We start from the raw sequence: 24828 nt of genomic DNA on the forward strand, positions 1-24828 counted from the left end.
CGCAGTCCGATCATGGAGCGCGGGTGAAACCCCCTAACCTTCGCACCATGATCTTTGGCCGACGGGTGCCCGCACGTCCGATCGCCGTCGGCATCGTCCTCGCAGCCGTGACGGCTGGCGCCGTCGTGGCCCCCGCGCAGGCGGCGGCCACGATCACCGTCACGACGACGGCCGACGCCGCCATCGGACCCGACTGCGACGACGGCCTGGCCACGACGTCCCTGCGCGAGGCGCTCTGCCAGGCCGCCGACGCGTCCGGCGGTGCCGTGGTCGCGCTGCCCGCGGGCACGTACGCCCTCGTTCTCGGTGCCCTGGTCATCGACCCCGGCCACCCGTCGATCCTCTCGCTCGTCGGCGCGGGGGCCGCGACCACGACGATCGACGCGCGGGGCGTCTCGCGCGTCCTGGACGTCGACGCGTCCCTGACCGGCGGCGTCGACCTCACGGTCCAGGGCGTCACCCTGCGTGGCGGAGTCGGGACTCCGGGCACGGGCGGCGGCGGCGCGATCATCGCGGGGAGCGTCGATCCCGCGGCGCCGGATTCCCTGACGCTCCTCGACTGCGCGCTCACGGGCAACCGCAACGCGTCCGGCGTGGGCACCCCGACGGACGTCGGCGGCGCCGTGTCGATGACGGGCGGAACGCTGAGCGTCGCGCGCTGCACGTTCTCCCAGAACACGTCCTACGGCGCCGGCGGCAGCGCGATCGGCTACACGGGTGTCGGGGGCACCGACACGGTCGACGTCACCGGCTCGGTGTTCGTGGACAACACGGTGGACGGGACGACGGCGGGCATCGACGTGGGCGGCGCGCTCGACGTCGCCTGGGGCTCGCCCGCGACGACGGTCACCGGCAGCACGTTCCTGCGCAACCTGCTGACGACGGGGACGCGGGCGGCGCGGGGGTCCGCGGTCCGCGTCGCCGCCGGCTCCGCGACGCTGACGGGCGTGGACGTCGCGGGTAACCGGGCCGTCGGGGGCATCGGCTCCACCGCGGCGGTGCACCTGAACGCTGGGGTGGTCAGCGACTCGCGCATCGTCGGCAACGTCACGACGGTCGGCGACATGGACACCCGCGCCGGGGTCGCCGGCGCCAGCAGCGCCGTCCGCACGTGGTGGGGCTGCACGGACCTCGGGCCGGCGTGCGACAGCGCAGGCGGTGCGACGACCGCGCCCCACGCGGTCCCCTCGCTCACGCTGGCACCCGCGACGGCGAGCGTCGGGGACGCCGTCACGGCGACGGCCGACCTGCGCCTCTCCGACGGCGCAGCCGCCACGGCGGCGCTGCGCGGCGCGATGGCCGGGGCCGCGATCAGCTGGCTGCCCGCCAGCCTCGGGTTCACGTCGACGCTGCCGTTCCACGCGGCCGGTCCGGCCACCGCGACCTTCACGGCAGCCGGCGCGGCGACCGTGACGGTGAGCATCGACGGCGTCGCCGTCTCGGCGGACCTGGCCGTCGCCATCCCGCCCGCCGTCACCGACGACCCCGACGACACGGAGGTCGTCGAGGGCTCGGACGCGACGTTCACCGCCGCCGCGAGCGGTGCACCCGCGCCCACCGTCGCCTGGGAGAGCCGAGCCGACGCGTCGTCGTCCTGGGAACCGGTTCCCGGGGCGACGTCGGCCACGCTCACGTTGCCGGACCTGCCGCGCGCCGACGACGGCACGCAGGTCCGCGCCGTCTTCACCAACAGCAGCGGGACCGCGACGAGCGCCGCGGCGACGGTCCGCGTCGCCTGGGGCCCGGAGGACCTGACGGACCCGGCCGACGTGTCCGGCCTGGTCGGCGACGCGGTCACGTTCTCGGTGAGTGCGTCGGGGCGGCCCGTCCCGACGGTGGCCTGGGAGACGTCGACCGACGGCGTGAGCTGGACCGTCGTGGCGGGCGAGACGGACTGGAGCTACACCCGGACGCTGGGCGCCGGCGACGACGGCCTGCGGGTGCGCGCCGTGGCGACGGGCGCCACGGGCGACGTCGAGAGCGCTTCGGCACGGGTGACGCTCCTGTCGGCCCCAGCGATCACGACGCCGCCGGCGGACACCGCCGTCGACCCCGGGCAGGACGGGGTGTTCACGGTCGCCGGCACGGGGGTCCCGACGCCGTCGATCACCTGGCAGTTCCGCGTGAACGGCGGCGGCTGGCTCACGGCCTCGGCGACCACGGGCACGTTCACGTTCGAGGACGTCACGGTGGACGTCGACGGGGTCGAGGTTCGCGCGCTGCTCACCAACGCCCACGGGACGGCGACGAGCGACGTCGCGACGCTGCGCGTCTTCCACGGCCCGACGATCACGACGCAGCCGTCGTCGGTCACGGGCAGCACTGGCGACGCGGTGTCGTTCACCGTCGCCGCGGAGGGGTACCCGGTGCCCGGCGTGGCGTGGCAGACGTCGACCGACGGCCTGACCTGGGACCCCGTCCCGGACGTGACGTCCGCGACGTACACCCGCACGCTGAGCACCTCCGACGACGGCTTGCGCGTGCGCGCACTCGTCACCGGGAGGTCGGGGCAGGTGCCCTCGGGGACCGCCGTGGTGACGGTCCGCGACGTGCCGACGGTCACGAACCCGGCGGCTGCCGACGTCGCCGTCGGGGGTGACGCTGGGTTCACGGTCACCGTGGGCGGGTACCCCGCGGCGACGGTCACGTGGGAGCGCCGCGCGTCGGCGGCGGACCCGTGGACCGAGGCCGGTACCGGCACGTCCCTGCTGCTCGCCGACGTGACGCGGGCCGACGACGGCACGCAGGTGCGGGCGATCGCGACCAACGCGGCAGGCACGGCCACCAGCCAGGTCGCGACGCTGACGGTGCGCTGGGCGCCGTCGTTCCTCCTGGCACCGGTCGACGCAAGCGGGCTGGCGGGCGACGCGGTGACGTTCCGGGCGCTCGCCGAGGCGAACCCTGCGCCGACCATCGCGTGGCAGACCTCGACGGACGGGACGACGTGGACGCCGGTGCCGGGCGAGACCGCGTGGACCTACACCCGGACCCTCGCTGCCGCCGACGACGGCCTGTGGGTGCGCGCCGTCGCGACGAACTCGGAGGGCTCCGCCGAGTCCGGCGCCGCGCGGATCACGATCGACACGTCCCCGACCTTCCCCGTCGGCCCGGGGAATGCGGTCGCGGACCTGGGCACGTCCGCGACGTTCTCGGTGACGGTGGCGGGCCGACCGGCCCCCGACGTGGCGTGGGAGGTCGATGCCGACGCGACCGGTGACTGGGTCGCGGTGCCGGGCGTGAGCGGCACGAGCCTGGTCGTCCCGGCCACGGAGGCGGCGCACGGCTCGCGCTACCGCGCCGTCGCGACGAGCACACGCGGCGCGGCGACCAGCGCCCCCGCGACACTCACGGTGCTGGTGCCGCCGACCGTCACCGACCCGCACGACGTCGCCACGGCGCCGGGACGCGCCGTGACGTTCTCGGTCGACGTGTCCGGCCGCCCGCTGCCGGACGTCGTCTGGCAGTCGTCGTCGGACGGCGGCGTGACGTGGGAGGCCGTCGGCGGCGGCCTGGCGCTGACCCTGACCGCGACGCTCGCCGACGACGGAAGGCTCTTCCGCGCCGTGGCCTCCGCGGAGCTCGTGAGCGGCGTGACCGACGCCGTGAGCGCGCCGGCGGAGCTGGTCGTCGCCGAGGCGCCACAGGTCCTCGACGGACCTGGGCCGCTGACGACGCTCACCGCGGGCGCCCCCAGGACGCTCACGTGGACGGTGCTGGGTGCGGGCACGACGGCGCAGTGGGAGGTCTCCCGCGATGGCGGGGTCACCTGGTCGCCGCTGCCCGCGGGGTGGGCGGCCGGCGCACCGGTGGCCGGCGCGCCGGCGGTCGGTGCCTCGGTGGCCAACGCGCCCCTGCCGTCAGCGCTCGGCTCCGGCCTGGCCGCGCAGGCAGCCGGTCCGGCGGTCCGGACCACGCACTCGGTCACGCTGACCCCGGCCGCGGCCGACGACGGCGCGCATGTGCGCCTGACCGTCACCACGGCAGGTGGCTCGGTGACGGTGAGCACCGCGCTCGACGTCGTCGTCCCACCGGCTGCGTCGGGAGGCGGGACGGGCGGCGGGACGGGCACGCGCCCGGCCCTGTCCGACACGGGCGCCGACCCCCTGCCCCTGGTGGCGCTGAGCGCGCTGCTGGCGGCGGCGGGCGTCGTCGTGCTGGCGGGGGCCGCGCGGCGTCGGGAGCTGCGCGGCTGACGCCTGCGGCCTCAGAGGTCGTCGGAGGCGACGATGGCGTCGCGGAGCACCGCGGCGACGTCGGGGGCCGCGGCCGCGGTGATGGCCTGCGTGATGTCGCGGAGGTGGCGCACCTGGTCGGGTGTGAGGGAGTCGAAGACCAGGCGGCGCGCCTCGCGGACGTGACCGGGTGCCGCCGCCTCGAGGAACGCCATGCCCTCCTCGGTCAGCTCCAGCTCGGTGCACCGCGCCTCGTCGGTGACCACGTGCCGGCGGACGAGTCCGCGCTCCTCGAGCCGGCTCGCCGCGTGCGAGAGCCGGGACAACGAGCCGCCGGTGAGTTGGGCCAGCGGGCTCATCTGCACCCGCCGGCTCGGCGGCGCCGAGAGCTGGGACAGGATCGAGTACTCGAAGAAGTTCAGGCCGCTGTCCCGCTTGAGCTGGGCGTCGACCGCCGGCGGGAGGCTCATGAGCATCGCCATGAGCGACATCCAGGCATGGCGCTCGTCGCGGTCGAGCCAAGGCGTCTCGTCGGGCACGCGCCCATCGTACGGCCCGGCTTGAATGTTCAAGCCCTTCGTGTGACAGTGGGGTTGAACATTCAAGCCGAGGGAGCAGCCATGTCCGTCCTGCGTATCGACGCCAGCATCCAGGGTCCGCACTCCGCGAGCAGCGAGCTCGCCGACCTCGCCGAGGCCGGCTGGACCGCCGCCCAGCCCGGCGCGACGTTCGTCCGGCGCCACCTGGCTGCCGACCCTCTCCCGGCCGACGCGTGGTCGACGGCCGTCCTCGGCGGGTTCATGCCCGAGGACCAGCGCACGCCCGAGCAGCGCGACGCGATCGCGCTCGCCGCGACCCTCGCCGACGAGCTGCGCCACGCCGACGGCGCGATCCTCGCCCTGCCGCTCTACAACTGGGGCGTGTCGCAGCACGTCAAGACGTGGATCGACCTCGCCATCGCCGGCGGCACCAGCGGCGAGCGCCTCCTCGACGGCACGCCGACGGTCGTCCTCACGACGCGCGGCGGCGGCTACGGCCCGGGCGCCCCCCGCGAGGGCTGGGACCACAACACCGCCTACCTGCGCCGGATCGTCGCGGACGTCTGGGGCGCCGACCTCGTGGTGGTCGAGCGCGAGCTGACCCTGGCCGGGGTCAACCCCGCCATGGACGCGTTCATCGAGACCGCGGCGCTCCTGCGGAAGACCGCCCAGGAGGCCGCGTACGAGGCGGGCGGCCGGGCGGCGTCGCGCGTCGGGGTGCGGTAGCGCGGGCGAGGTCGGGCCGTACGCTGGCCCCGCGCGGATCGAGGTCCGCGCGCCGGGCCTCTAGCTCAACTGGCAGAGCAGCGGACTTTTAATCCGCGGGTTGTGGGTTCGATCCCCACGGGGCCCACCGTGGTGTTTGTGCAGGTCAGAGGCTTGCAGGAGCCTCGAAGAGGGCCAGCAGAGGGCGTCCACTTGGGCCGCAAGTCCGCATCCAGTCCGCACTTCGGCCCGCGACTCGATGTTCGACTCGACGACGGCGCCGTCGCCCGTGTCGATGCGGGGTCGTGTCGACCCGGCGCGGGACAATCGCTCCGGACAGAGCCCAGCCACCCCTGTGGCCTAACGCTCAGTCGAGCCGTCTCGACTTCGAGGCGAGGAGGACATGGCCGGAATGGGTAGAGAGCCTCGATCGTGCCGGCGCTTGGCCGGGCAGGTCAGGCGGCGACGGTGACCACCGTCCCGCCGGACCTTGGTGCGCTGTACCTCCGTCATCGGGATGCGATGCACAGGGTCGCTGCCTCCGTGCTGCGAGAGGCGGGTCGGGCTTCTGAGGCGTCGGACGCGGTGAGTGACGCGATGGTCTCGATCATGGCGTCTCCGCGAGACGTGCGGAACTGGGAAGCGTTCCTCGTGACCGCTGCGAAGCGGAAGGCGCTCGATCGAGTTCGCTCTGCGGAGGTCCGGCACGGCGGACCCGAGCTCGTCACGTCCGCACATGATCGCGCTGAGACAACAGACATCGCGGAAGACGTCGCCGATGCTCACGACCGAGGTAGACGAGCGGCGCTGGCCAGGGCCAGTCTCTCGGTCTTGGACGAGCGTCATCGAACGGCCGTATGGCAGACCGTGGCACTCGAGCGACCGCGCGCAGACGTGGCCATCGAGCTGGGCGTGAGCCCGGCCCGCGTCAGCCAGATGATCACCCGAGCGCTGGCACTCCTTCGAGACGAGATGGGTAGAAGGGAGGGAAGAGATGGATGAGGACGAGCGCGACCGGCTTCTGTCGGAGCTGATCGAGAGGCCTGAGGAGCGCGAACGGATTCTGCGGACCGCCGAACTGAGCGGTCCGGACCGAGACGAGTTGGCCAGCTTGCTCCAAACGGCGAGCGCGCTCTGGTTGTCGGCCTGGAGTGCACCCAGACTCGAGGATGACGCGGTGGCGGCAATGCTTGGACTTGTCCCCGATCGCGAATGCAGGCTCGACTCGCCGGCGTTGTCACGTGCAAGAAAGCGCGCGCGCCTAAGTGTGAGTGACGTCGCGGCACGGCTGCGAGAGCGCGGCTGGGACTTCGAGAGGAGCGACGTCTTCAGGTGGGAGACGCGTACCGCCATCGATGTGCCCCCCGCTGTCGTGCAAGCAATCGCGGAGATCCTTGTCACGCCGGTGGACCGACTGATCTCACCCGCTATTTCTCAGTCACTGCCTGAACCGATTTCCGTCGCACGTGAACACCCGAAGTTCGAGCAGCTCGTGAACCGCTGGGCGGAGGCCAGACAGGTCTCGCGTGCCGTGGCCGCCGCGACGCTCGAAAGCCGGATGCTTGCGACCGTGCACCGCGGCGAACGGCCCGACTCGGAACAGCTTCTGCGATCGCTAGACGCTCTCGTCGCGTCTGTTGAAGGGGCCGATGAGGAGTGAGGCTCGAATGAACCTGGAAGTTTGCGTCGAACGGGCCCTCTCCCTGCTGACCGATGACGTGCGAGCACGCTTCACGGAGAGCCCGATGGCGGTTCTCCGCGAGGACTTGAAACTGACGGTTCGACCCGCGGAGCACCTCTCCGATGCCCGCGACGATGGCGGTGCATGTGACGGCGTGTCATTTCTCCAGGACGGCGTGATCCTCTACGCGCCGACACCGTGGAGCCGACGGGAGAACTTCACCCTTGCCCACGAGTTGGGGCACTGGCTCGTCGACCAGGCACCAGACGTCTACGACTGGCTGGCCGATCAAGATGAGCCCGGTCGTCTCCTTGAGACCGCGTGCGACAGAATCGCCCAGCGCCTTCTTCTGCCAGAAGCTGCGGCCCTCACGGTCATCGGCGCGGGGCCACTCACGGCGCAGCATCTGATCGACCTCTACGACGCTTCACAGGCGAGCAGGCCGGTCTGCGCGATCGCGCTCGCCAAGCGCTTGCCGGGCCTGGGCGCTGTCGCCATCATCGACCGGGCCACCCAGGAAGTGACCCATGCCAGCGTCAAGCCGGACCCTGAGCAAGGCTGGCCCATAGTGTTCCCGTGGCGCGGTCAGCAACTCACCCAAGGTCACGCGCTTCTCGGTCTTGCGTCCGGGGCATCGCTGTCTCAGCGGTTGCCTTGGTGGACGCCTTGGGGGGCCCAGGCGGACTTCTACGTGAACGCCGTCGGCGACGAGAAGCGGGTCTACGCCGTGTTCTGCGACTCGGACCTCTGGAAGATCGAAACGTTTCACGCCCCGATCCAGCGCGACTTCGATACCCGGCCCCTTCTCTCTGGCTCTTGCTGCGGCACCACCTTCCAGCGGCGTGGCTACCCATGCCAGGCGTGCAGGCAGCCGTTCTGCCCCAACTGCGGCGACTGCCGTTGCGAGCGGGACGCTAAACATGCGGCGACTTGCACACGATGTTTCCTCCAGTTCAGTCCGCACTTGGTGGTGGACGGCCTTTGCGTGGAGTGTCGCGCCTGACCTAACTCCAGCCGCCTCCATCTCGACTACCCAGCGAGAGCCCCCGCGAAGCGGACCCGGGGCTGTCGGAAGGGAGGCGAGAAGAATGGCCAAGAACACAGGTCGCGGACACCGCATCGGTGCCGTCAAGGGTCGCAGCGAGTTCAAGCGCGGCGGCACGTGGTTCAAGCGCGACGCCGCAACCGGCCGCATCCTCAACGGCAGCCCGAACCAGCACAAGGGCGTCCGCAACGAGAAGTAGCCCGATGGGCCGGCGGCATCCCCGCGTCGCCGGCCCCTCGGCTCGCCCCAGCCATAAAGGAGAAGCGAAATGGCCGCACTGCTCATCACTTACGACCTCAACAAGCCCGGACAGAACTACGACAGTCTCTACGAGAAGATCAGGGAGCTTGGCACCTGGTGGCACTACCTCGACTCCACGTGGATCGTCGTGTCGTCTCTGAGCCCCAGCCAGGCCTTCGACCGACTGAAGCCCTCGATGGATGCTTCGGACCGCATGCTCGTGCTCGACATCACGAAGGACACCTACTCAGGCTGGCTGACACAAGCGGCCTGGGACTGGCTCAACGCGCATGTCTAGGCCAACGTCAAGGGCGCGGTGGCGGTGTGATGAACTCGTCGATCGCAGCGACCGGGATCTTGCGCAGTCGGCCGATGCGGATCGAGTGGATCTCGCCGGCGGCGATGAACTCGTAGAGCTTGCTGCGGCTGATGCCCAGGACGGCGGCCGCCTCCACGACGCTGAACACTCGGCGTTCGTCCGGCTGCAGCGTGATGTTGATGATCGGCTGCTCGACCTCTCGGACCCTTCGGCGCGTCCGTTCGGTACTGACCGAGGTCACGCGAACAGGGGTCGGCTTGCCCTTCGGGGCGTCCCCTCGCTTGGGCGGGCTCATCCGGCGTCCGCCCCTGTGGCGTTTCCGCCGCCCGCACCCCAAGCACCCAGCGCGTCGGTCGCGGCGGCGTTCATCCGCTCCGCCACGTCGTCGAGCTCCGCGTCGAACAGGCCCGAATACACATCCAGCGTCATCGACGCGGACGCGTGCCCGAGCATCCGCTGGACCGCCTTCACGTTCGCCCCCGACGCGACGGCGAGGCTCGCGGCCGTGTCCCGCAGGTTGTGCGGCGTCAGCGGCGCGAGGCCTGCGCGCTCCACGGCGGGGTCGAAGAAGTAGTGCCGGAAGTTCGAGTTCCTCAACGTGCCGCCCTTGCTCGCTGTGAACAGCGGCGCGTCGGCAGGCTTCTCCGCCATGTACGCGCGCAGGCGGGCGACGAGGAAGGCCGGGATCGGGACGGCCCGACGCCGGTAGGTCTTCGGGGCGTCCCGGTGGAGTCCCCCGCGCGACAGCTCACTGATGCTCCAGTTCACGGTCACCCGGCCGCGCTCGAGGTCGACGTCGCCGACTTGGAGCCCGGCGGCCTCGCCGAACCGCAGGCCGGTGAAGGCCAGCAGCACGACCAGCAAGTCGTACGGCTCGGGCAGCTCCGCCGCGAGTCGGGCGACCTCCTCGTTGCTCAGGAACCGCTGAACCGGCCGCGTCAGCCGCGGCTTCGGGACGCCGTCGGCGACGTTCCTGGTCAGGCGCCCGTCCCGGACCGCGAGCTTGAGCATCTGCGACATCACGATCAGCGTGTGCCGCGTGTGCGCCGGGCTGCGGTCGGCCTGGATCTCCGCGACCCACCTGACGAGGTCGGCGTGCGTGATGTCCGCGAGCGCCACCCGCCCCCACCTCGGGAGCACCCACACGCGCAGGGCGCTCTCGTACTTCTCCCGCGTGCGCGGCCGCAGGTGCGCCTTCGTCGCGAGCCAGACCTGCGACCACTCCTCGACGGTGACCCGAGCCTTGGCCGGATCCACCCAGTCGCCCCGGGCGATGGACGACGCCTGCGCCGCGAGCCAGCGTTCGGCGTCGGCCTTCCGTGCGAAGTGCCGAGCGCGCTCCTTGCCGGTCGCGTCGCGGTACCGGGCGCGCCACATCCCGTCGGGCCGCTTCTTGACGCTCCCGGCCACGGTCAGGCACTCACCTCACGCCGGCACTCGCTCTCCAGCCACGCCTGCACGGCGACCGGGCTGTAGCGCAGGTGCTTGCCGACGCGATACGCGTCCGGACCGGTGCCGAGGTACCGCCACTGGTGGAGCGTCGCGATGGGGATCCCCAGGAAGGCGGAGACCTCCCCGATGGTCCACAGCCGCTCGACGGTCGGCGGGGCGACGTCGGCCACCCTCGCGCGCGACGTCGTCGCGGCGGCACTGGTGCGCGAGCGAGGCATGGCGATCTCCTCAGAGCCGGGCGGGGGCTGCGGGTACGGGGCGGACGTCGGCGGCCGTTCGGGTGGCAGCGCCACCGACCGTGCGCTGGGCGCTCAGCACTGTGCGCGCCGCCTCCCGCTCGCTCAGACCGGCGCTCACGGCGGCCGTCACGAGCGGCTCGAAGTCCTGGACGCCGGCCTCCGCGGCCCGACAGGCAGCCCAGAACAGGGCGTTGTCGCGGTTGCCCTCGGGCTGCCGCGCCACGTGCGCGGCGAGTGCCGGCGTCGGGTCGCCACCCTCGCGCTGACGGACGATGCCCTGGCCCACGCCGCCTCGCGCAGCGATCGGGGTGAGGAGATCGACGACGGCGCTCCAGTCCAGCGGGCGACCAGGCCCCGGCCGCGTCGCGATCAGCTGGTAGTCGCGGGAGTAGGCCTTGGTCTGGCCGAACGACGGCGGCAGCAGGACGTACCCGCCGGTCGCCCGGAAGTCGACGTGCAGCCCGCGCAGGCTGCCGTTGTGCTGGTCAGTGCCGGGGTAGTGCAGGTGCAGACCGCCCGACGGCGTCAGGACGGCCCGGACCCAGCCGTCGACCAGCCCGGCGGCCTGGGCGCGGTGGAACGCGTGCCAGCCGTTGCCGTCGGGCCGGACGTCGACGTCGAGCACGTCGAAACCAGGAGCCCCGGTCGGTGCGGCGATGTTCGCGGACGGGCGCATCGACCACCATCGGCGGATGCGGTCCGCGTCGGTCGTCGCGTCGTGGAAGCCGTTCGCCGTCAGCGGCGTCTTGCCGCCGGGCACACACGGGAAGACGGCGATGCCGGCGGCTGCGTAGGCGAGCGCACGGTCGCGCAGCGTGGGGGCCGGTGTCGTGGCCGCGTCGTTCACGGTGCGCCTCCTCGCGTCGGCAGGGTCGACCCAGGGAGCCCCGGCCGCGCGCACCGCAGGGTCTCCGTGTCAGTCGTCTCGTGCCGACAGGTCCGCCTCGAGGTGGGCGGCGAAGCGAGCCCCGTAGCCGGTGGTCATCGGATCCGTCGCCCATGCCGGCGGGGCGTCGGGACGATGCTCACCGGGCCGGCAGCCCGTCCGTCCGCACCAGAGCTGCAGCCGCCCCCGCGCGGCCGCGAACGTCTGATGCCACTCGACGGGCCCCACGGGCGACGCCGCCGGGTCGAACGATGCGCGGTGCGCCGTGCGCAGGGCGGAGAGTTCCTCGACCAGGTGGCCATGCGCGAACCAGCACGGTGGGACGTCGCGGTGGTCGAGGCTGTAGCGGCTGGCGAGCCACCGCACCCAGGTGTCGAGCTCGGCCCAGGCCGTCGCGGCGGTGGCTGCGTCCAGGTGCTGCCAGACGACCGGCCGTGGGCGACCGCCAAGGACCTGGTCGACGAGCGCGTCCACGTCGACGTGGTCGTCATCGACGGGAGCAGACACTCCTACGCTCCCCTGGCGGCGCGACCGTGGCCGACCGGTTCGAAGTGAGCCGTCAGGGGTGCGGTTGTCGGCGCGTCGGGCCGGAGCTCGATCTGACGACGCGCGAGCGCATGGCGCAGCTGAGCCGTGGACGCGCGAAGGACCCGCTCCGCTCCCGGGGCCGGCGCGTCGGTGGTGGCCTCGATCGCCGCACGGCGCGCGGTCACGACGGCGCTGTCCAGGGCTCGCACCAGCGGTACGACGTCGAAGCTGGCCGCCGGCCGCCACAGCAGCGGGCTGTCCTCGGAGCGATCGCGGACGGCCACGCCGTGCTCGGCGACCGCCCGAGCGGCGGCATCGCGCAGGGCGACCGTCATCGTCGCGGTCGGGGCGGCGTACGCACTGACATCCGTGAGGACGGCGCGGGCGTCGTCGGGGCTTCGCGAGGCCGCCTGCAACCGCGGAAGTCCCGAGGCGCCGATCTCCCGACCCTGAGCGAGAGCGGCCGCCGAGCCCGGGGTGAGGCTCGCGAGGTTCGCGCGGCTCTGCGTGACGGAGACCGCCAGCTCGTCGGCGTGCGCGCTGAGGAGGGCCGCGAGACGAGCGCCGGGGCCCTCCTGCGCACCATCCGCCGCCCGCAGGACGGCGACCGCGCCCCGGTCCGCCTGGGCGAGCACCCTGGTGAGGGAGAGCACGTCGGTGATCGAAGCGTCGCCCCGCGCGAGGAGCCGACCGGCGTTCTCGACGGCCCGCGGCAGTGCGGCGAGCGTGGACACGGGGACGATGCGGCGGCTCGGGTAGATCGGGCTCCATGTCGGGCCACTGGGTTCCTCAGGATCGCCGGCGAGGCGGACAACCTCACGCGCCTCGACGGCGAGCGCCGCGGCGGCCTGACGGGCACGCGCGTCGCGGCCGCCGGCCGGCACGAACTCGGTGAGCAGGTCGGACCTCGTCACGGCCAGGACCTCAGCCAACGCCGCGACCTCGCCGAGCGCCGTCCATCGCTGCGCGCCACTCATGTGGTGCGCCTGGGCGCGCATGGCCTGGGCCGATGTTGCGGCGGAGACCACCAACCCCGTCCACACCTGGACCGCTCCGTGTGCGCGCGCCGGGCTCGTCGGGACGTCCGCCCAGCGCGACGACGGCGGCTGAGGGTCCGGGGAGCGGTCGATGGGCGGCAGGGCCACCAGGCCGCTGCGCGGCAGGCGGACTGGATGCCGGACCAGGTCCGCGATCTCCGGCTGGACGGCGGCGCCCATGCTGAGGCCCGTCACCGTCTCCACCATCTCCGCCAGGAGCACCGCGAGGTCGTCCTGCAGCCGGCCGACCGGCATCGCGGTCGCCGCACCGGGAGGGGTGACCAGGGCAAGGGCCGCGTAGCGGGTCGCCAGCTCCATCCGGCCGGCGTAGATCAGGCCCACGGCGAGGCCTCGCCAAGCTCTTCGGCCGCGAGGATCCGCGCCGCTGTGTCGAGGTGCCGCAGGGCTTCGGCGAGGAGGAGGGCCGCCGACAAGGGCTCGACGCGGAGAATCGCCCCGCGCACCAGGCGTCGCGCGGTCGCCAGGACTCCCAGCGCGCTCAGCTCCGACGGCAGCCTCTGAACAGTGACGGATGCGGCTGCGACGACATCGAGCCCCTCCCATGCGGCGCAGATCTCCAGCGCTGCCGCCGAGCCTGGGGCACATCGGTCGAGCGCGACGTCGAGGAGGCCTCGCACCGAGGCAATGACGTCAGCGACCTGGAAGTCGTCCAGGCGAGCAATCGACTCGGCGGTCTCGTCCACGACAGCCCTCCTCGCCGATCCGGTGCAGAGGGGAGACCGCCCGGCGCGCACGCGCAGCAGGCGGTGTCGGAGGAGCGACCTACCTTGATCACGTCGCCTCCGGCCGGGAGGCCGTGGCAAGGGAGCCACTATGAAGGTCGCCGCATATCACTCGTCCAACCCGTCCGACCCCGACGTCTACCACGACCACGACAACTGCCCTTCCGGCCAGCAGATCCCCTGGTACAACAAGGTCGACGGGACCGGCGGCCACCCGCGCTGCAAGCACTGCCGCGACATGGACTGACTTCGGTCTCCCGCCGTCCTCGGGCGCCCGCCGAGCGCCCGAGGATGGCATGCCGTCTCGACTGCACACGGCGAAACGAACGTCCGCATCTCTCACCGTGGCTAGCCTCGCGATGTGCCCAGCGACGACGCCCAAACGGTGGTTCCAGGCCCCGAACGCTGCCTCGAGGTGCTTGACGACATCGTCCGGACGTGGCGCGTCGGCACGGGCGGCCCGACGGTTCACACGCGGTTCGCGCGCCAGTTCGTCCCCGTGATCTGGGCGAATACCTGCCACCTCGTGGCCCTCGCCGAAGGGCTTGTGACGCTCCACCGCGCTGGGCTGCATCTCGCCGCAATGCCCCTCGTGCGACAGATCATCGAGTTCGCGATGAGGTGCGTATGGATGGAGCGATACCGCGAGAACGTTGGCGCGGTGATCGTCGAAGGTGCGAAGAAGAGGCGCCTTGCCCTGGAGACTGCGGTGAGCACGGGGATCCTCGCCAGCGACGATCCCGTGGTGGCCGAAGCTCGCGAGGTCGTGGCCAACGCCGTACTGGACCACGCAACGTCGGGCAAGGTGTTCGAGACGCTCTGCAAGGAGATCCAAGGCGGCGAGAAGGTCTACGCCTACTACCGGATCGCCTCGAACTACACCCACCCCAGCCTGATGCTTACCGACCTGTACCTGGTTGAGGACAAGACCTCGCCCGTCGGGCTCCGCTTGGCGACGAGTGCGCGCCCCACCCCCGAAGACGCCTGGCTCGGCATCTCCACCAGCCTCGTCATTCTGGGCTGTCTCGCCTGGGACAGGGTCGACCGGAACCACCCGCACCGTGCACTTCTGCGTGGCTACGCCAAGGAGTTCGGTGTCCCGACCGGCCAGGCGACGATGACGAACGAGGGCTTCATCGCCTGGAACAAGGCCAACCGGGCCCGCGGGCGCGCACACGCGAGTCGTCCTCGTTGATGTCGTGCGGCCCGCGCACCTAACCGAAGTCCGGGTCCCTCACGAGGCGGGGCCGTGTGGCAACCGCTGGAGTTGGCGACGAGTGGTCCACGGCGCGAGGTCCAGCACGACGGGCGGCGCCGTCCGCAGCAGCAGCACCCCGGTCCCGAACGGCAGCGTCCGAAGCCGCGACGTGTCCATGACCGGCACCCGCCGCACGCTCGACGACGTCGACCGTCCGCCGTAGTGGTCGCGGGAGACCGACGTCAGCTCCTCGTCACGGTCGCCAATCAACGTGGCGAGGTCGGTCAGGTCTCGGGCGTTCGAGCCGCCGCCGAGGATGACCTTGGCGATGGCGGCGTCCCAGAGCGTGCCTGCCTGCTGCTCGCCCCACTTGTCGCGGGCCTGCGAGAGCGACTGGAGCACGGCGAGCGTCGTGACGCCCGAGCCGCCGCCCTCCGACATCAACGCGGGCAGCGACGGCAGCGGCGCGAGGTTGCCGATCTCGTCCAGGGCTAGGAGCAGCGGTGGGTCGAGCCGCGCACCGGGCGACGCCGCCGCGATCCGTCGGGCAGTCTCCACCATGTCCTCGACGAGCGCAGCCACGATCGGCGCCGCGGCACCGGCCCCGGATGCGGTTCCCAGCACGTACAGCGTCCCCCGGTCGCGCAGGAACGCAGCCGGGTCGAACTCCTCGCCCTCCCGCGGCGAGACCGCGTCGAGCACTCGGGGGTCAGCCAGCGCGGACAGCGCCTGCCGGACGCCGAGCCAGATGGAGTCGCGGGTCCGGGAGTCAGAGTTCGCGGCCTGCTCGAGCGCGTTGTCCCACCCCGGAGCCGCCGACGGGCGTCCGAGGATCGTGATGGCCTCGGTGGCTGCCGCCGGGTCGAGCGACCACCGGTAGAGGTCGCGCGCAGCCCTGCCATCCAACGCCGCAGCGTGCAGCAGCGCGCGCAGGACGGTCTCGGTCTGCGCCTGCCAGAAGTCACCGCCGTCGGTGCCCCGCGAGATGCCGGTCCCGGCGGCCAGGCCTCGCGCGCGGATCATCGCGATCTGCGGGACGTCGCACCCGCGCACCGGCGACCATCGCAGCCCGTCGGGCACACCGGCCGCGAGACCCTGAGGGTCGAAGACCGCGACCGGCCCGACCTCTCGCCTCGCCGCATAGGTGACGGCGAAGTTATCCGGCCGGGTCGATGTCGTGACGACGGCACCCGGGGCGTCGAAGAGCATCGGGATGACCATGTGCAGGCCCTTGCCCGACCGCGGCGGCCCGACGACGAGGATCGAGTCCTCCACCGACGCCCACGCCTGCGCGCCGTGCGACCGGCCGAGCAGGTAGCCGACCTCACGAGGGCGCGGGTGGGGCAGCGACGGCCGGGCATGGCGTGCGCGCCGGGTCACGGTCCGCGGTCCAGCAGCTTCCAGCACTTCGCCCCTGGTCGCGGTGCCCTGGAGGTTGCGCGGGTCGGCACGACGACGTCGCGCATCCCGGCGGGACCATCGAGCGAGCGCGATCGCCAGAGCGATTGCCACCACGACGACCACACCCGTCACAGCCCAGTAGCCAACGGGCCCAGGCATCGGCGTCCTCCATGCGGCGCTCGGATCCGACGGCTCGCGAACGACGGCGATCGACCCCGCCAACCCGGCCTGCGGTGCCTCGCGCCCAGTCACGACAGCCGCCGCGGCAGCGCCTACCCACAGCACACCAGCCGCGCCCACGAGTGCGGCCAGAGCGCCGAAGGCGACGTCCGTCAGCGACCCCGGCGGCGCCACGCGTTTCCCAGGCTCGCGGCCCATGCCAGCACTCACGGCCGCCCCGCCATCCGCGCCGCGGTATCGAAGACCTCGAGCTCCCCGCGCGTCAGCTGGTGCTGGGCGACGAACGCCCGGTCGTGGATGCGCCACAGCCCTTGCCCGACGCCGAGCGTGGGCAGCAGCTCGGTCTCCGTCTCGGTCAGCCCGAGCGCCAGGGCGGATCCGGCGAGCTGGTCGGCCTCTTGGCGGTAGATGATCCGCGTCGAGCAGTCGGCGAGCAGGCCTTGGGCGAGGGCGCGGACTTCTGAGCCAAGGTCGCCGATGGCGTCGAGGTCGGACAGCCGGTGGACCACCATGAGGTTGGCGATGCCGTACGCGCGCGACAGCTTCCACTGGGCCTGCATCCGACGAATGAGTGCGGGGTGCCGCATGACCCGCCACGCCTCGTCGTAGACCACCCACCGCCGACCGCCGGCCGGGTCGAGCAGCGCGCCCTCCATCCACGCCGATGCGCACGTCATGACCAGCGAGAGCAGGGTGTCGTTGCCCGACACCTGCGACAGGTCGAGGGTGACCATCGGCGCGTCCGGGTCGAAGGCCACGGTCGACGGTCCGTCGAAGATCCCCGCGAGGTCGCCGCGGACGAGCCGCCGCAGCGCGTGGGCGACCTCGCGCCCGTCGGTGCGCAGCTGGTCGGCGTCGACGTCGTCGGCGCCGAGCGGGTTGATGAGCAGGGCGACGACGTCGGGCAGGGTCGGCTCGGTGCAAGCAGCCACTGCGTCGGCCAGGGCGGCGTCGAGGGCCGTGTGCTCGACCGGCCGCAGCGCCCGGACGAGCACGGTCTCCGCGAGGGTGCCGAGCAGTTCGCGCCGCCGGGACCACACGAGGCCGGACCACTGCTCGTCGGGCAGCCCGTCCGGGCGCCGCCCGGCGTCGAGCGGGTTGAGCCGGTTGGGCAGCCCGTGCCCCAGCGCGATGGTCGCGCCACCGACCGCGCGTGCGACCGCGGTCCACTCGCCCTTCGGGTCACCCGGGACGTAGACGCGGATCCCGAAGGCCAGGGACCGGGTCGCCAGCGACTTGGCCAGGGCGGACTTGCCGGTGCCGATCACCCCGGCGAGCAGCACGTTCGGATTGGTGATCAGCCCCTGCGCGTAGAGCTCCCACGGGTCGTAGACGAACGCGCCGCCCGAGAGCAGGTCAGTGCCGATCAGGACGCCGTCAGAGCCAAGTCCGGCCTCGGCGAGGAAGGGGTAGGCGCCCGCAAGGGTGGCCGATGTCGCCGCGTGCGGCGGGACGGCGAAGGGGAGCCACGAGCGCAGCGCGGCAGGGCCCGGGTCGCCGGATCGCGGGAGGTAGGCGGGACTTCTGCCCTGTCCGTCGGCCCGAAGGCGGTCACGACGCGCGGCGAGCGCTTCGGCGTGCGCCGAGCGTCGCGCCGCCGCCAGACGGCGCCGTCGCTCGCGGCGACCTGCGGCGAGCTCGGCCGCGGGCGCGACGAGCTGGGTCGCATGCGTGCGCGGGGCGTCCACGGCGCTCAGATCCCCCTACACAGCGGCAGCGCGGCCGCGGCGAAGGCCTGTGCCTGCTGACCGAGGAGCAGCCGCGTCTCGCACCCGGCCTGGACGGCGGCTTGCTCGATCGCGGACCGCGCCGCCTGCAGGGCGTCGAGGTCCGGCGCGGTCACGACGACGAAGCCGGCGAAGCGCAGGTCGCCGTGCCCGGCGATGAGGTCCCGCTCGCGCTGGGTGACGTCGGCCCACTCCTGCTCGGCGCCGGCGTCGGTGATCTGGCCGATGCGGGCGCGGTGCGCGGCGTCGGTCTGGTACTCGACGCGCTCCTTGCGGACCGCCCGCATCGCCTCGGTGGTGGTCAGCGGCTGGGCGACGATCGAGGTTGCCCGGCGGACGCCCGCAGCCAGGAGGACGGTCGAGAGGAAGCCGGGGTAGACCTCCGAGCGCGGCCACTCGCTGATCCAGTAGACGGCGTGGACGCCGGTGTCGGTGCGTAGATGGTCCAGGTGCTCTTGAACGGTCACCGGCCCGGCCGTGGCCACGCTGCGCCCGATGGCGGCGCGATCGATGCGGCGGGCAGCCTCGGGGTCGTAGGCGAGGCGGAGCATGACCGACAGGTCCTCGGGGTCCACCCAGCCCTCGACGGTGATCTCGGCCGCGCGCAGCGCCGCAACGACCGTCGTCAGCTCTCGACGCAGCACCGCGGCCGCTCCCCCGACGCCGCCGCCCTCGGCCCGCACGGCCCGCCGGGCACGGGACATGTCGAGGCTGATGCTGATCGTCGTCTCGTGACGTTCGGTCGCGGGCGCGGCCTGCTCGAGGAGCTCGCGGTACTGGCGGGACGCCCAGGAGTCGCCTGGAATTCCGCGCGCCGCCCAGTGGTTGCGGACGCCCGCACCGGAGTCGGGCAAGGTCCGCTCGAGCACTTGGACCCGGGCGATCTGCCCCGACGCGCACGCGGTGGCGAGTGCGCGACCCCAGCCCGCGACGCGCCGCTCCTGGTCGCTGGGCGACTGGAGGACGAACGACGGGTGCCGCACCTTGGCGACGGCCGTGAGGGTGTTGGCGTGCGGGTCGTGGATCATCGCCGCGCCCGTGAGCTCGTCGTGGTGCAGGCGCAGGCGGGCGGCGTCGCCGGGCAGTGCCAGCGTCCCAGCGGGGCGCGGGGCGAGGACCCGCACGCCGTAGACGTTCTGGTGCAGGGCCCGGCGCAGCAGCCAGTGCCCGTACACGGGCACCCACTCGGCGGCATGCCGACCGGCCACCGACACCGACGCAGCCGCCACCGCGAGCCCCCACGCGGGCGCCGTGACGACGACGCCCGGAATGCCTGCCGAGTACACGGCGGGAACCACGATGAGCAGGGCGACGGCGAGCGACACCAGACGCGGCCCGGAGAGGCCGAGAAGGACGCCGCGCGTGGACCGACGGCCGAAGCGAACGGTTCCGGGCGTCCCGGTACCGGTGGCGCGCGGGCGTGCAGCAGCGATCGTCATGAGGGCTCCCCAGATGTCGACGGGGCGGACGCCGGCTGGCGCGCGGCGGGCGGAGACGCGGCCGGGGCGAACCAAGCGTGACTCAGCACGGGGATCGGCTGCGCGCTGGACCGGGACGACCCAGAGGCTGCGGCGCCGCCGGCGGCAGCCGCGCCAGCCGGGCCGGCACTCGCTCCGCCGACGACGGCTGTGACCGAGCGCACCATCGACTGGACGCTGATGCGGCCCTGGTTCGCGACGGCGATGGTCGAACCGTTGGTCGACCGGTGCCACTCCCCGGCGACATGCGTGCCCGCGAAGTCCAGCACCTTGAAGCACGCCCATGGGGCCAGCGACGCCAGGAGCAGCAGGATCAGGCCCGAGAGCAGGGCGCCGATGCCTGTCGCCCCGCCGACCATCCCCACCGCGACGACCAGGACGATCACGATGGCGAGCTTCGACAGGATCAGCGCGAGGGTGACCTGGACCCAGCGGATCACCCAGCCCGAGGTGATCCGGGCGGCTCCTCCGGCCAGCGCGAGGGGCGCGACGACCACGGCGATGACGATCAGCGCCTGGCGGACCAAGAGCGTCCCAAGCGTGAGGGCGGCGCCGACGATGAACAGCAAGCCGAAGACGATCAGCAAGGCGCCGCCCGCGCCGCTGGCACCGGCGGTGGCCACCTCGGTGAGGAGCGCCACGTCGATCAGCCCTCGCGCCGCGTCCTGAATGGATGTGCCCGCGAGGCCGGCGATGCCGTCGCAGATCCCGTCGACCGCGATGAGCAACGCCTGTACGACGGCGGCCGCGGCTGCGGTCCCGAGCGTCGCGATGCCTGCGCCGGTGACCGCGCGCGCCAGGCCGCCGGGCTCCCGACGGATGGCCGCAGCGATGACCTGGACGACGAACAGGCCGACGATGACGACGAGGGCGACCGAGCCGAGCGCCGCCGCGTTGCGGGTCACGTACTCGGCGCTGAGGTCGACGGTGGTCGTCGTCGAGATGGCGTCGAACACCGCGTTTATGACGCTCTCGGCGGCGGACGCGAACGCGCCGCCGATCGAGTCGAGGATCCCGCCCGCCGCGAAGCTCCCCACGCCGGACACGGCGTCCGAGGCGAGGCACGCAGGCGAGATGGGCAGCAGGTCGCACATGTCCATGAGCTCGGCTCCGCTCGTTCGGGAGCCGCGTCAGACCAGCGAGCCGGTGTTCGAGAAGAACGTCACGATCGCGTTCGCCGCCCCGATGAGCAGCGCCGCCCCAGCCGCGACAACGACGCCGGTCTTCCCCCGGCCGGCCAGGTGCGGGTTCCCCGAGTTGGAGCCGAACCCCCACACGACGGACGACACCACCAGCGCCGCGACGCAGGCAACGAGCCCGAACGTCAGGAGCGCCCCGACGATCTCACGGAGCTGCGCGAGGCCGGGCAGGCCCGAGGTATTGGACGAGATGCCGGGGTCGTCGAACGGTAGGAGGGCGGCGAGGGCGTACGGCGTCGCGAACATGGTGGGCTCCGGGTGGCCAAGGTTCCGCGCGAGGGCGGCTCGCCACTGGGAGGCGCGTGCATGCGCACCGAGACCACGCCATGGACATCGCGTGACGCACTACCTGTCGTGGGCAGCTTCCTCGTCGAGCCTTCGAGCCCAGCGCTCGTGCGCCGACTGTCGCGTCATCCCCGTCGCCGAGCCGATCTCGGCCCACGTCCTCCTTCCGGGACTGGACCGTGGCCAGCCCAGCGCGGACGGGCCATTCGTGCTCCGCGCCGCGGCTACCGCCCTGCGCTCCAGTTCCTTGGCGAGCTTGACCGCTGCAAGCGCCGCCGCGAGTTCGCGAAGTTCAACGGGTTCGTCCGGCCGGCAACGGGCGAGTTCCTCCACAGCCCTCCTGAGGAGCCTCGCGGCGGCACGTTGGTGGGAGTCGCAGCCGTCAGGGATCACCTGACAAACGTCTCATGTTCACCTGAGCGATCGCGGCCAATTGGATGTATGCGCAGGTCAGGCAGGGTGTCGGCGGTGTCCGAGGTCATGGTCACAGTTGTATGTGCCGTCCTCGGGACGGTCGCGTGAGGACACCCTGAACTCATGCGTTCGCTCCGAAAGGACCGGCACATGGCACGACGCCCCCGTGATGCTGATGATGCGCTCTTCACCTTCCAGCTCAGTCGGGCAACGGCAGAGAAGATCACCGTCGTCGCGGCGATGCTCAAAAGCGTTGCTGGTGCGCTCGCGAGTCTGATCGTCCTGGGCCTGCTGATCACCGCTGTGTTCCTGTGAGCCGCCAAGTGCGGCTCCGGGGGGCCGCCACGCGGCGGATAGGCGCCATGGGGCCACGCCGCCTATCGTCGACGGGCACTGCACCGAAGACGGTCACCCGGACCCCTCCGCTGACGCTTTGTGCGCTGTGTCTTCAGCTCCTCGTCGGAGCGCTGAGGTCAGGCGTGCTCGGCGGCGAACAGGATGTGCGTGCCGCCGTCGGCTGCGCCGGGCTCGGCGCACGCAGCGACCTCGTGTTCCAGGAACCGGGTCCAACGGTCGGGGTCCGCCTCGAGGTCGGCCAGCACGTCAGGGTCGCCGAGCGATGCCCAGTTGCTGGCGCTCATCGCGAGCGTGCGCCCGCCCGCCGCGGAGACCAAGTCAGCGAAGCCGCCGGCGCGGAACATCTGGCACACGTGCGCCGACCCCGCCAGGTGGCGCAGGTCGCCGGTCGCGAGCACCCGGTCGTTCGCCTCCTCGCCGAACGCGGCCGCGACCTTGACCACCCCGGGCAGCTGGTAGCGCCACGTTCCGAGCATCGACATCACCGAACCGACGACGACCCCGCCGCGGGCGGTGATGCGCAGGAGCCCGCGAAGCGCCGCCTCGGTCTCCTCGAACGCGTACGAGAGGGGACCGCCGTAGGCCAGGACTGCGTCGAACTCGCCCTCCGCGAAGCGGCTGACGTCGCACACGTCCAGCAGCTCGCGCCGCTCCACCGCGGCCTCGGCTTCGGTGGAGCCGACGTACCGCTCGTTCAGACCCAGCTGGACCGGCGAGATGTCCGTCACCACGACGGTCGCGCCCAGTGCGGCGAGCTCGGTCGTGAACCGACCGGGCCCGGCTCCGACCTCGAGCACGCGGGCGCCCGGTTGCACGAACCGGGCGAGGAAGCGCCGGTGTACCTCCAGGGACACGCGCCCTGCCACGTCGCCGACAAGACGGTTCCACTCGGCGTCGCCGAACTCGTCGTAGTAGGCGCGCGTCGCTTCCCTGTCCTCAGCAGTCATGACCGGCAGTGTGCCCGACCGCGCGCCAGCGGCAGTCCCGGTCGCGCCCACCGGGCGCCACCGTCACACCGGAATCCAATGGGGGGCGCCGCGCCCCTCGAGATGCGGATCCGCACCGACGACGAAGACCACCCGATTCCTGGCAAGGGCGCCTCTCTCCTAGGGAGCGAGGAGACTGCGCATGCTTGGCCGTCGCCGACGTCGGTCGCGCTGAGCACCGCGCGAGAACGCATCCGCCCATTGCGATGCACCGGCGCGCCGAAGGTCCCGATGAGCCCGACCGGAGAGAGGGCCCAACCACCCGGTTGGGCCTGATCACTGTCTGCGCACTATGGGAGGGTGCATGGTGCGGGCGACAACTGCGATCGCCGCGTCAAGGCCGGGGGTGTGCGATGCGAAGCGCTCTGTCCGTTGCGGCACTCGCGGCGGTGCTGGCTCTGTCGGCGTGCGGAGCGCAGGAGCCGGGCAGTGCCTCGGAGGACACCACCGAGGCCTCGGAGACGCGAACCGCCACCGCGGAACCGACGACGGAGTCCACACCGACGCCTACGCCTACGCCTTCCCCGACGCGGGTGCCAGGGACATACATGCTGGGCGAGACCGCCGAGGAGTTCGCCGGCGGCGTCCTCACTCTGAAGTCGATTGAGGTTGTTCAGGAAGTCGCGACCACGGACGGTGTCCCGATCACCGCTGCGGAGGGCGAGCAACTCGTCGTCTTCCACACGCACTTCGTCAACAACTCGAACGGCACGGTGGACCTGTCGTGTGCGGGGGTGCTGACCTGGTACGTGCAGGTGTTCGACACTGAGCAACGCGAGCTCGCGCCGGTCTTCGAGACTTACCGCATCCCCGGGAACCCCGAATGCAACTATCAACTGCTTTCGGGACAGGAGTCGGACTGGAACTTCGTGTTCCGTGGAATCGCTGGGGCCACGCCACGGGTGCTTCAGATCACCGACACTCGCACGTACGAGGACTGGATCGCCTGGGCACTCACGGACGAGCCGCTTCGGCTCGCTGAGGACTGAACGACTCCCAGCCGGCGCTTGAGACGCTCGGGGAGACTGTCTCGTAGAGATCGCGTCCGAGGCACTCCCCGTGTCGAGTGATGGACTCAGGAGCTTCCAGAGAGCCGGAGACCGCCGATGAACTTCGGCGCCCAGTACGAGCTCTGCGACACGCGCTGCTCGATCTTCACCACGTCGCCCGTCTGCGGCGCCTCGATCATCGCGTCGCCGCCCAGCGACATCGCCACGTGGAAGATCGTCGACGGGTCGCCGAGGTCATGCGCGAAGAACACGAGGTCGCCCGGCTGGAGCTGCGCCATCGTCGTCACTCGCACGCCGGGCGCGTTCCACTGGTCCCGTGACGTCCTCGGCAGCAGGACGCCCGCCTGCGCCCAGGCGTAGCGCGTGAGGCCCGAGCAGTCGAAGCCGACCGTGCCGGCGCCCGAGCCGAAGCCGAGCGTCGGGCCGTTCAGGTCACCACCGCCCCAGGCGTACGGCGTGCCGAGCCACTGCTCGGCGGCCGCGATCGCGACACGTGCGGACTCAGACGCCGGTGCGCACCCTGCCGACGCCGCAGCCGCAGGGTCGTCGAGGATGTCCGCCAGCCACGCACGAGCGCCGGCCTCCCACTTCGCGTAGGCGTCCGGGAACGCCGACCGCTGCACGGCCTGAGCCGCCTCAGTGAGCGCCATCGCCTCCCACCCGTCGACGTCGAGCAAGCCACGGTTGCCGGTCGGCGAGGACGGACCACCGAAGAATGCCGCGGCCGCGTACGCAGGCTCGCGCACCTGCTCCGGCGTCCCCCAGCCCATCGACGGCCGCTGCTGGAACAGCCCGAGCGAGTCGCGGTCGCCGTAGTCGAGGTTGCGCAGGCCGGACTCCTGCATCGCGGTCATCAACGCGATCAGGAGTCCCCGCGCAGGCACGTCCCGCTGCTGGCCGACAGCGACGATCACCCGCGCGGACGCCGCCTGCTCGTCGTCGAGATCCACGACCGGCCCGGCGGCGACGGCGCAGCCACTCTCCGACTGGAGGGAGCCGGCCAGACC

At 72.3% G+C, this 24828-nt stretch carries 26 protein-coding genes, 1 tRNA gene and 1 pseudogene; 12 read left to right on the plus strand and 16 right to left on the minus strand.

Annotated features, from left to right (window positions below; all coding sequences use genetic code 11):
* Positions 1–47 precede the first annotated feature (47 nt).
* Positions 48–4193 carry a beta strand repeat-containing protein gene (locus tag AFE02nite_RS09815; protein WP_146819554.1) on the plus strand — a complete coding sequence of 1382 codons (4146 nt, stop codon included), beginning with the start codon at positions 48–50 and terminating at the stop codon, positions 4191–4193.
* Between the two features lie 11 nt (positions 4194–4204).
* Here the strand turns inward: AFE02nite_RS09815 and AFE02nite_RS09820 are convergent, their stop codons facing one another.
* The gene (locus tag AFE02nite_RS09820; protein WP_186814523.1) at positions 4205–4711 is read right to left on the minus strand and encodes a MarR family winged helix-turn-helix transcriptional regulator; all 507 of its coding nucleotides are present in this window, start codon (positions 4709–4711) and stop codon (positions 4205–4207) included.
* A gap of 81 nt (positions 4712–4792) precedes the next feature.
* On the opposite strand from AFE02nite_RS09820, the gene AFE02nite_RS09825 reads away from it, so the two are divergent.
* The 7 genes from AFE02nite_RS09825 (at position 4793) to AFE02nite_RS09850 (ending at position 8680) form a co-directional block, all read left to right on the plus strand.
* Positions 4793–5437 carry an FMN-dependent NADH-azoreductase gene (locus tag AFE02nite_RS09825; RefSeq protein WP_034243172.1) on the plus strand — a complete coding sequence of 215 codons (645 nt, stop codon included), beginning with the start codon at positions 4793–4795 and terminating at the stop codon, positions 5435–5437.
* Positions 5438–5491: 54 nt separating this feature from the next.
* Positions 5492–5564 (plus strand) — tRNA-Lys (locus tag AFE02nite_RS09830).
* Between the two features lie 320 nt (positions 5565–5884).
* A complete protein-coding gene (locus tag AFE02nite_RS09835; RefSeq protein ID WP_261765567.1) occupies positions 5885–6418 on the plus strand; it encodes a sigma-70 family RNA polymerase sigma factor in 534 nt (177 codons plus the stop codon).
* Positions 6411–7076 carry a hypothetical protein gene (locus AFE02nite_RS09840; protein WP_034243174.1) on the plus strand — a complete coding sequence of 222 codons (666 nt, stop codon included), beginning with the start codon at positions 6411–6413 and terminating at the stop codon, positions 7074–7076. The genes AFE02nite_RS09835 and AFE02nite_RS09840 overlap by 8 nt, the downstream gene beginning before the upstream one ends.
* 7 nt (positions 7077–7083) lie before the next feature.
* Complete coding sequence (locus tag AFE02nite_RS09845) at positions 7084–8100, plus strand: ImmA/IrrE family metallo-endopeptidase (protein WP_034243177.1); 1017 nt, start codon at positions 7084–7086, stop codon at positions 8098–8100.
* Between the two features lie 85 nt (positions 8101–8185).
* Positions 8186–8341 (plus strand): hypothetical protein, encoded by a 156-nt coding sequence (locus AFE02nite_RS17400; protein WP_186814524.1) that lies wholly within the window; start codon positions 8186–8188, stop codon positions 8339–8341.
* Positions 8342–8410: 69 nt separating this feature from the next.
* Positions 8411–8680 carry a hypothetical protein gene (locus AFE02nite_RS09850; RefSeq protein ID WP_034243178.1) on the plus strand — a complete coding sequence of 90 codons (270 nt, stop codon included), beginning with the start codon at positions 8411–8413 and terminating at the stop codon, positions 8678–8680.
* Between the two features lie 7 nt (positions 8681–8687).
* Here the strand turns inward: AFE02nite_RS09850 and AFE02nite_RS17745 are convergent, their stop codons facing one another.
* From AFE02nite_RS17745 to AFE02nite_RS09885, 7 genes are all read right to left on the minus strand, one after another.
* Positions 8688–8996, minus strand: coding sequence for a helix-turn-helix domain-containing protein (locus tag AFE02nite_RS17745; RefSeq protein WP_146819557.1), 309 nt, complete (start codon positions 8994–8996; stop codon positions 8688–8690).
* A complete protein-coding gene (locus AFE02nite_RS09860; RefSeq protein WP_222594380.1) occupies positions 8993–10111 on the minus strand; it encodes a tyrosine-type recombinase/integrase in 1119 nt (372 codons plus the stop codon). The genes AFE02nite_RS17745 and AFE02nite_RS09860 overlap by 4 nt, the downstream gene beginning before the upstream one ends.
* Before the next feature lie 2 nt (positions 10112–10113).
* Positions 10114–10371, minus strand: coding sequence for a helix-turn-helix transcriptional regulator (locus tag AFE02nite_RS09865; RefSeq protein ID WP_146819558.1), 258 nt, complete (start codon positions 10369–10371; stop codon positions 10114–10116).
* A 10-nt stretch (positions 10372–10381) separates the two neighbouring features.
* The gene (locus tag AFE02nite_RS09870) at positions 10382–11239 is read right to left on the minus strand and encodes a bifunctional DNA primase/polymerase (RefSeq protein ID WP_052113354.1); all 858 of its coding nucleotides are present in this window, start codon (positions 11237–11239) and stop codon (positions 10382–10384) included.
* 69 nt (positions 11240–11308) lie between these two features.
* The gene (locus tag AFE02nite_RS09875; protein WP_052113355.1) at positions 11309–11785 is read right to left on the minus strand and encodes a hypothetical protein; all 477 of its coding nucleotides are present in this window, start codon (positions 11783–11785) and stop codon (positions 11309–11311) included.
* A gap of 2 nt (positions 11786–11787) precedes the next feature.
* Positions 11788–13185 (minus strand): hypothetical protein, encoded by a 1398-nt coding sequence (locus AFE02nite_RS09880; protein ID WP_034243180.1) that lies wholly within the window; start codon positions 13183–13185, stop codon positions 11788–11790.
* Positions 13176–13547: a hypothetical protein gene (locus tag AFE02nite_RS09885; protein ID WP_034243182.1), complete on the minus strand. Its 372-nt coding sequence runs from the start codon at positions 13545–13547 to the stop codon at positions 13176–13178. The genes AFE02nite_RS09880 and AFE02nite_RS09885 overlap by 10 nt, the downstream gene beginning before the upstream one ends.
* A 130-nt stretch (positions 13548–13677) precedes the next feature.
* Here AFE02nite_RS09885 and AFE02nite_RS17405 point away from each other — a divergent pair, with 130 nt between their 5' ends.
* Together AFE02nite_RS17405 and AFE02nite_RS09890 are read left to right on the plus strand one after the other, a co-directional pair.
* On the plus strand, positions 13678–13833 hold the full coding sequence (locus AFE02nite_RS17405) for a hypothetical protein (protein WP_186814525.1): 156 nt from the start codon (positions 13678–13680) through the stop codon (positions 13831–13833).
* 114 nt (positions 13834–13947) lie between these two features.
* Positions 13948–14781 (plus strand): DUF5677 domain-containing protein, encoded by an 834-nt coding sequence (locus tag AFE02nite_RS09890; protein ID WP_034243183.1) that lies wholly within the window; start codon positions 13948–13950, stop codon positions 14779–14781.
* A 39-nt stretch (positions 14782–14820) separates the two neighbouring features.
* Here the strand turns inward: AFE02nite_RS09890 and AFE02nite_RS09895 are convergent, their stop codons facing one another.
* The 5 genes from AFE02nite_RS09895 to AFE02nite_RS09915 form a co-directional block, all read right to left on the minus strand.
* Positions 14821–16164, minus strand: a complete 1344-nt coding sequence (locus tag AFE02nite_RS09895) for a type IV secretory system conjugative DNA transfer family protein (RefSeq protein WP_261765568.1) — start codon at positions 16162–16164, stop codon at positions 14821–14823.
* Between the two features lie 407 nt (positions 16165–16571).
* Positions 16572–18062, minus strand: a complete 1491-nt coding sequence (locus tag AFE02nite_RS09900; RefSeq protein WP_034243187.1) for a VirB4 family type IV secretion system protein — start codon at positions 18060–18062, stop codon at positions 16572–16574.
* On the minus strand, positions 18059–19531 hold the full coding sequence (locus tag AFE02nite_RS09905; RefSeq protein WP_034243231.1) for an SCO6880 family protein: 1473 nt from the start codon (positions 19529–19531) through the stop codon (positions 18059–18061). The genes AFE02nite_RS09900 and AFE02nite_RS09905 overlap by 4 nt, the downstream gene beginning before the upstream one ends.
* Positions 19528–20670, minus strand: a complete 1143-nt coding sequence (locus AFE02nite_RS09910) for a hypothetical protein (protein WP_034243189.1) — start codon at positions 20668–20670, stop codon at positions 19528–19530. Before AFE02nite_RS09910 ends, AFE02nite_RS09905 begins: the two co-directional genes overlap by 4 nt.
* A gap of 30 nt (positions 20671–20700) precedes the next feature.
* The gene (locus tag AFE02nite_RS09915) at positions 20701–21015 is read right to left on the minus strand and encodes a DUF6112 family protein (RefSeq protein WP_034243191.1); all 315 of its coding nucleotides are present in this window, start codon (positions 21013–21015) and stop codon (positions 20701–20703) included.
* A 603-nt stretch (positions 21016–21618) separates the two neighbouring features.
* Between AFE02nite_RS09915 and AFE02nite_RS17410 the strand changes: the two genes are divergently transcribed.
* Positions 21619–21783, plus strand: coding sequence for a hypothetical protein (locus tag AFE02nite_RS17410; protein WP_186814526.1), 165 nt, complete (start codon positions 21619–21621; stop codon positions 21781–21783).
* Between the two features lie 158 nt (positions 21784–21941).
* Here the strand turns inward: AFE02nite_RS17410 and AFE02nite_RS09925 are convergent, their stop codons facing one another.
* Positions 21942–22772 carry a class I SAM-dependent methyltransferase gene (locus AFE02nite_RS09925; protein ID WP_034243192.1) on the minus strand — a complete coding sequence of 277 codons (831 nt, stop codon included), beginning with the start codon at positions 22770–22772 and terminating at the stop codon, positions 21942–21944.
* A 587-nt stretch (positions 22773–23359) separates the two neighbouring features.
* Here AFE02nite_RS09925 and AFE02nite_RS09930 point away from each other — a divergent pair.
* Positions 23360–23800, plus strand: a complete 441-nt coding sequence (locus tag AFE02nite_RS09930; RefSeq protein ID WP_034243194.1) for a hypothetical protein — start codon at positions 23360–23362, stop codon at positions 23798–23800.
* An 86-nt stretch (positions 23801–23886) separates the two neighbouring features.
* On the opposite strand, the gene AFE02nite_RS18035 is transcribed toward AFE02nite_RS09930, so the two are convergent.
* Positions 23887–24384 (minus strand): NlpC/P60 family protein, encoded by a 498-nt coding sequence (locus AFE02nite_RS18035; RefSeq protein WP_261765569.1) that lies wholly within the window; start codon positions 24382–24384, stop codon positions 23887–23889.
* Positions 24373–24786, minus strand: a pseudogene (locus tag AFE02nite_RS18040) (hypothetical protein); the annotation flags it as partial. The gene AFE02nite_RS18035 and the pseudogene AFE02nite_RS18040, both read right to left, overlap by 12 nt.
* Between the last annotated feature and the right edge of the window lie 42 nt (positions 24787–24828).

The organism is Actinotalea fermentans (assembly GCF_007991475.1).
In the GTDB taxonomy this organism is placed as follows: Bacteria; Actinomycetota; Actinomycetes; order Actinomycetales; family Cellulomonadaceae; genus Actinotalea; species Actinotalea fermentans.

Coding starts and splice junctions, on each gene's coding strand:
- AFE02nite_RS09815 (WP_146819554.1), top strand. CDS start 48: ATGATCTTTGGCCGACGGGTGCCCGCACGTCCGATCGCCGTCGGCATC.
- AFE02nite_RS09825 (WP_034243172.1), top strand. CDS start 4,793: ATGTCCGTCCTGCGTATCGACGCCAGCATCCAGGGTCCGCACTCCGCG.
- AFE02nite_RS09840 (WP_034243174.1), top strand. CDS start 6,411: ATGGATGAGGACGAGCGCGACCGGCTTCTGTCGGAGCTGATCGAGAGG.
- AFE02nite_RS09845 (WP_034243177.1), top strand. CDS start 7,084: ATGAACCTGGAAGTTTGCGTCGAACGGGCCCTCTCCCTGCTGACCGAT.
- AFE02nite_RS17400 (WP_186814524.1), top strand. CDS start 8,186: ATGGCCAAGAACACAGGTCGCGGACACCGCATCGGTGCCGTCAAGGGT.
- AFE02nite_RS09850 (WP_034243178.1), top strand. CDS start 8,411: ATGGCCGCACTGCTCATCACTTACGACCTCAACAAGCCCGGACAGAAC.
- AFE02nite_RS17745 (WP_146819557.1), bottom strand. CDS start 8,996: ATGAGCCCGCCCAAGCGAGGGGACGCCCCGAAGGGCAAGCCGACCCCT.
- AFE02nite_RS09865 (WP_146819558.1), bottom strand. CDS start 10,371: ATGCCTCGCTCGCGCACCAGTGCCGCCGCGACGACGTCGCGCGCGAGG.
- AFE02nite_RS17405 (WP_186814525.1), top strand. CDS start 13,678: ATGAAGGTCGCCGCATATCACTCGTCCAACCCGTCCGACCCCGACGTC.
- AFE02nite_RS09905 (WP_034243231.1), bottom strand. CDS start 19,531: ATGACGATCGCTGCTGCACGCCCGCGCGCCACCGGTACCGGGACGCCC.
- AFE02nite_RS09910 (WP_034243189.1), bottom strand. CDS start 20,670: ATGGACATGTGCGACCTGCTGCCCATCTCGCCTGCGTGCCTCGCCTCG.
- AFE02nite_RS09915 (WP_034243191.1), bottom strand. CDS start 21,015: ATGTTCGCGACGCCGTACGCCCTCGCCGCCCTCCTACCGTTCGACGAC.
- AFE02nite_RS17410 (WP_186814526.1), top strand. CDS start 21,619: ATGGCACGACGCCCCCGTGATGCTGATGATGCGCTCTTCACCTTCCAG.
- AFE02nite_RS09925 (WP_034243192.1), bottom strand. CDS start 22,772: ATGACTGCTGAGGACAGGGAAGCGACGCGCGCCTACTACGACGAGTTC.
- AFE02nite_RS09930 (WP_034243194.1), top strand. CDS start 23,360: ATGCTGGGCGAGACCGCCGAGGAGTTCGCCGGCGGCGTCCTCACTCTG.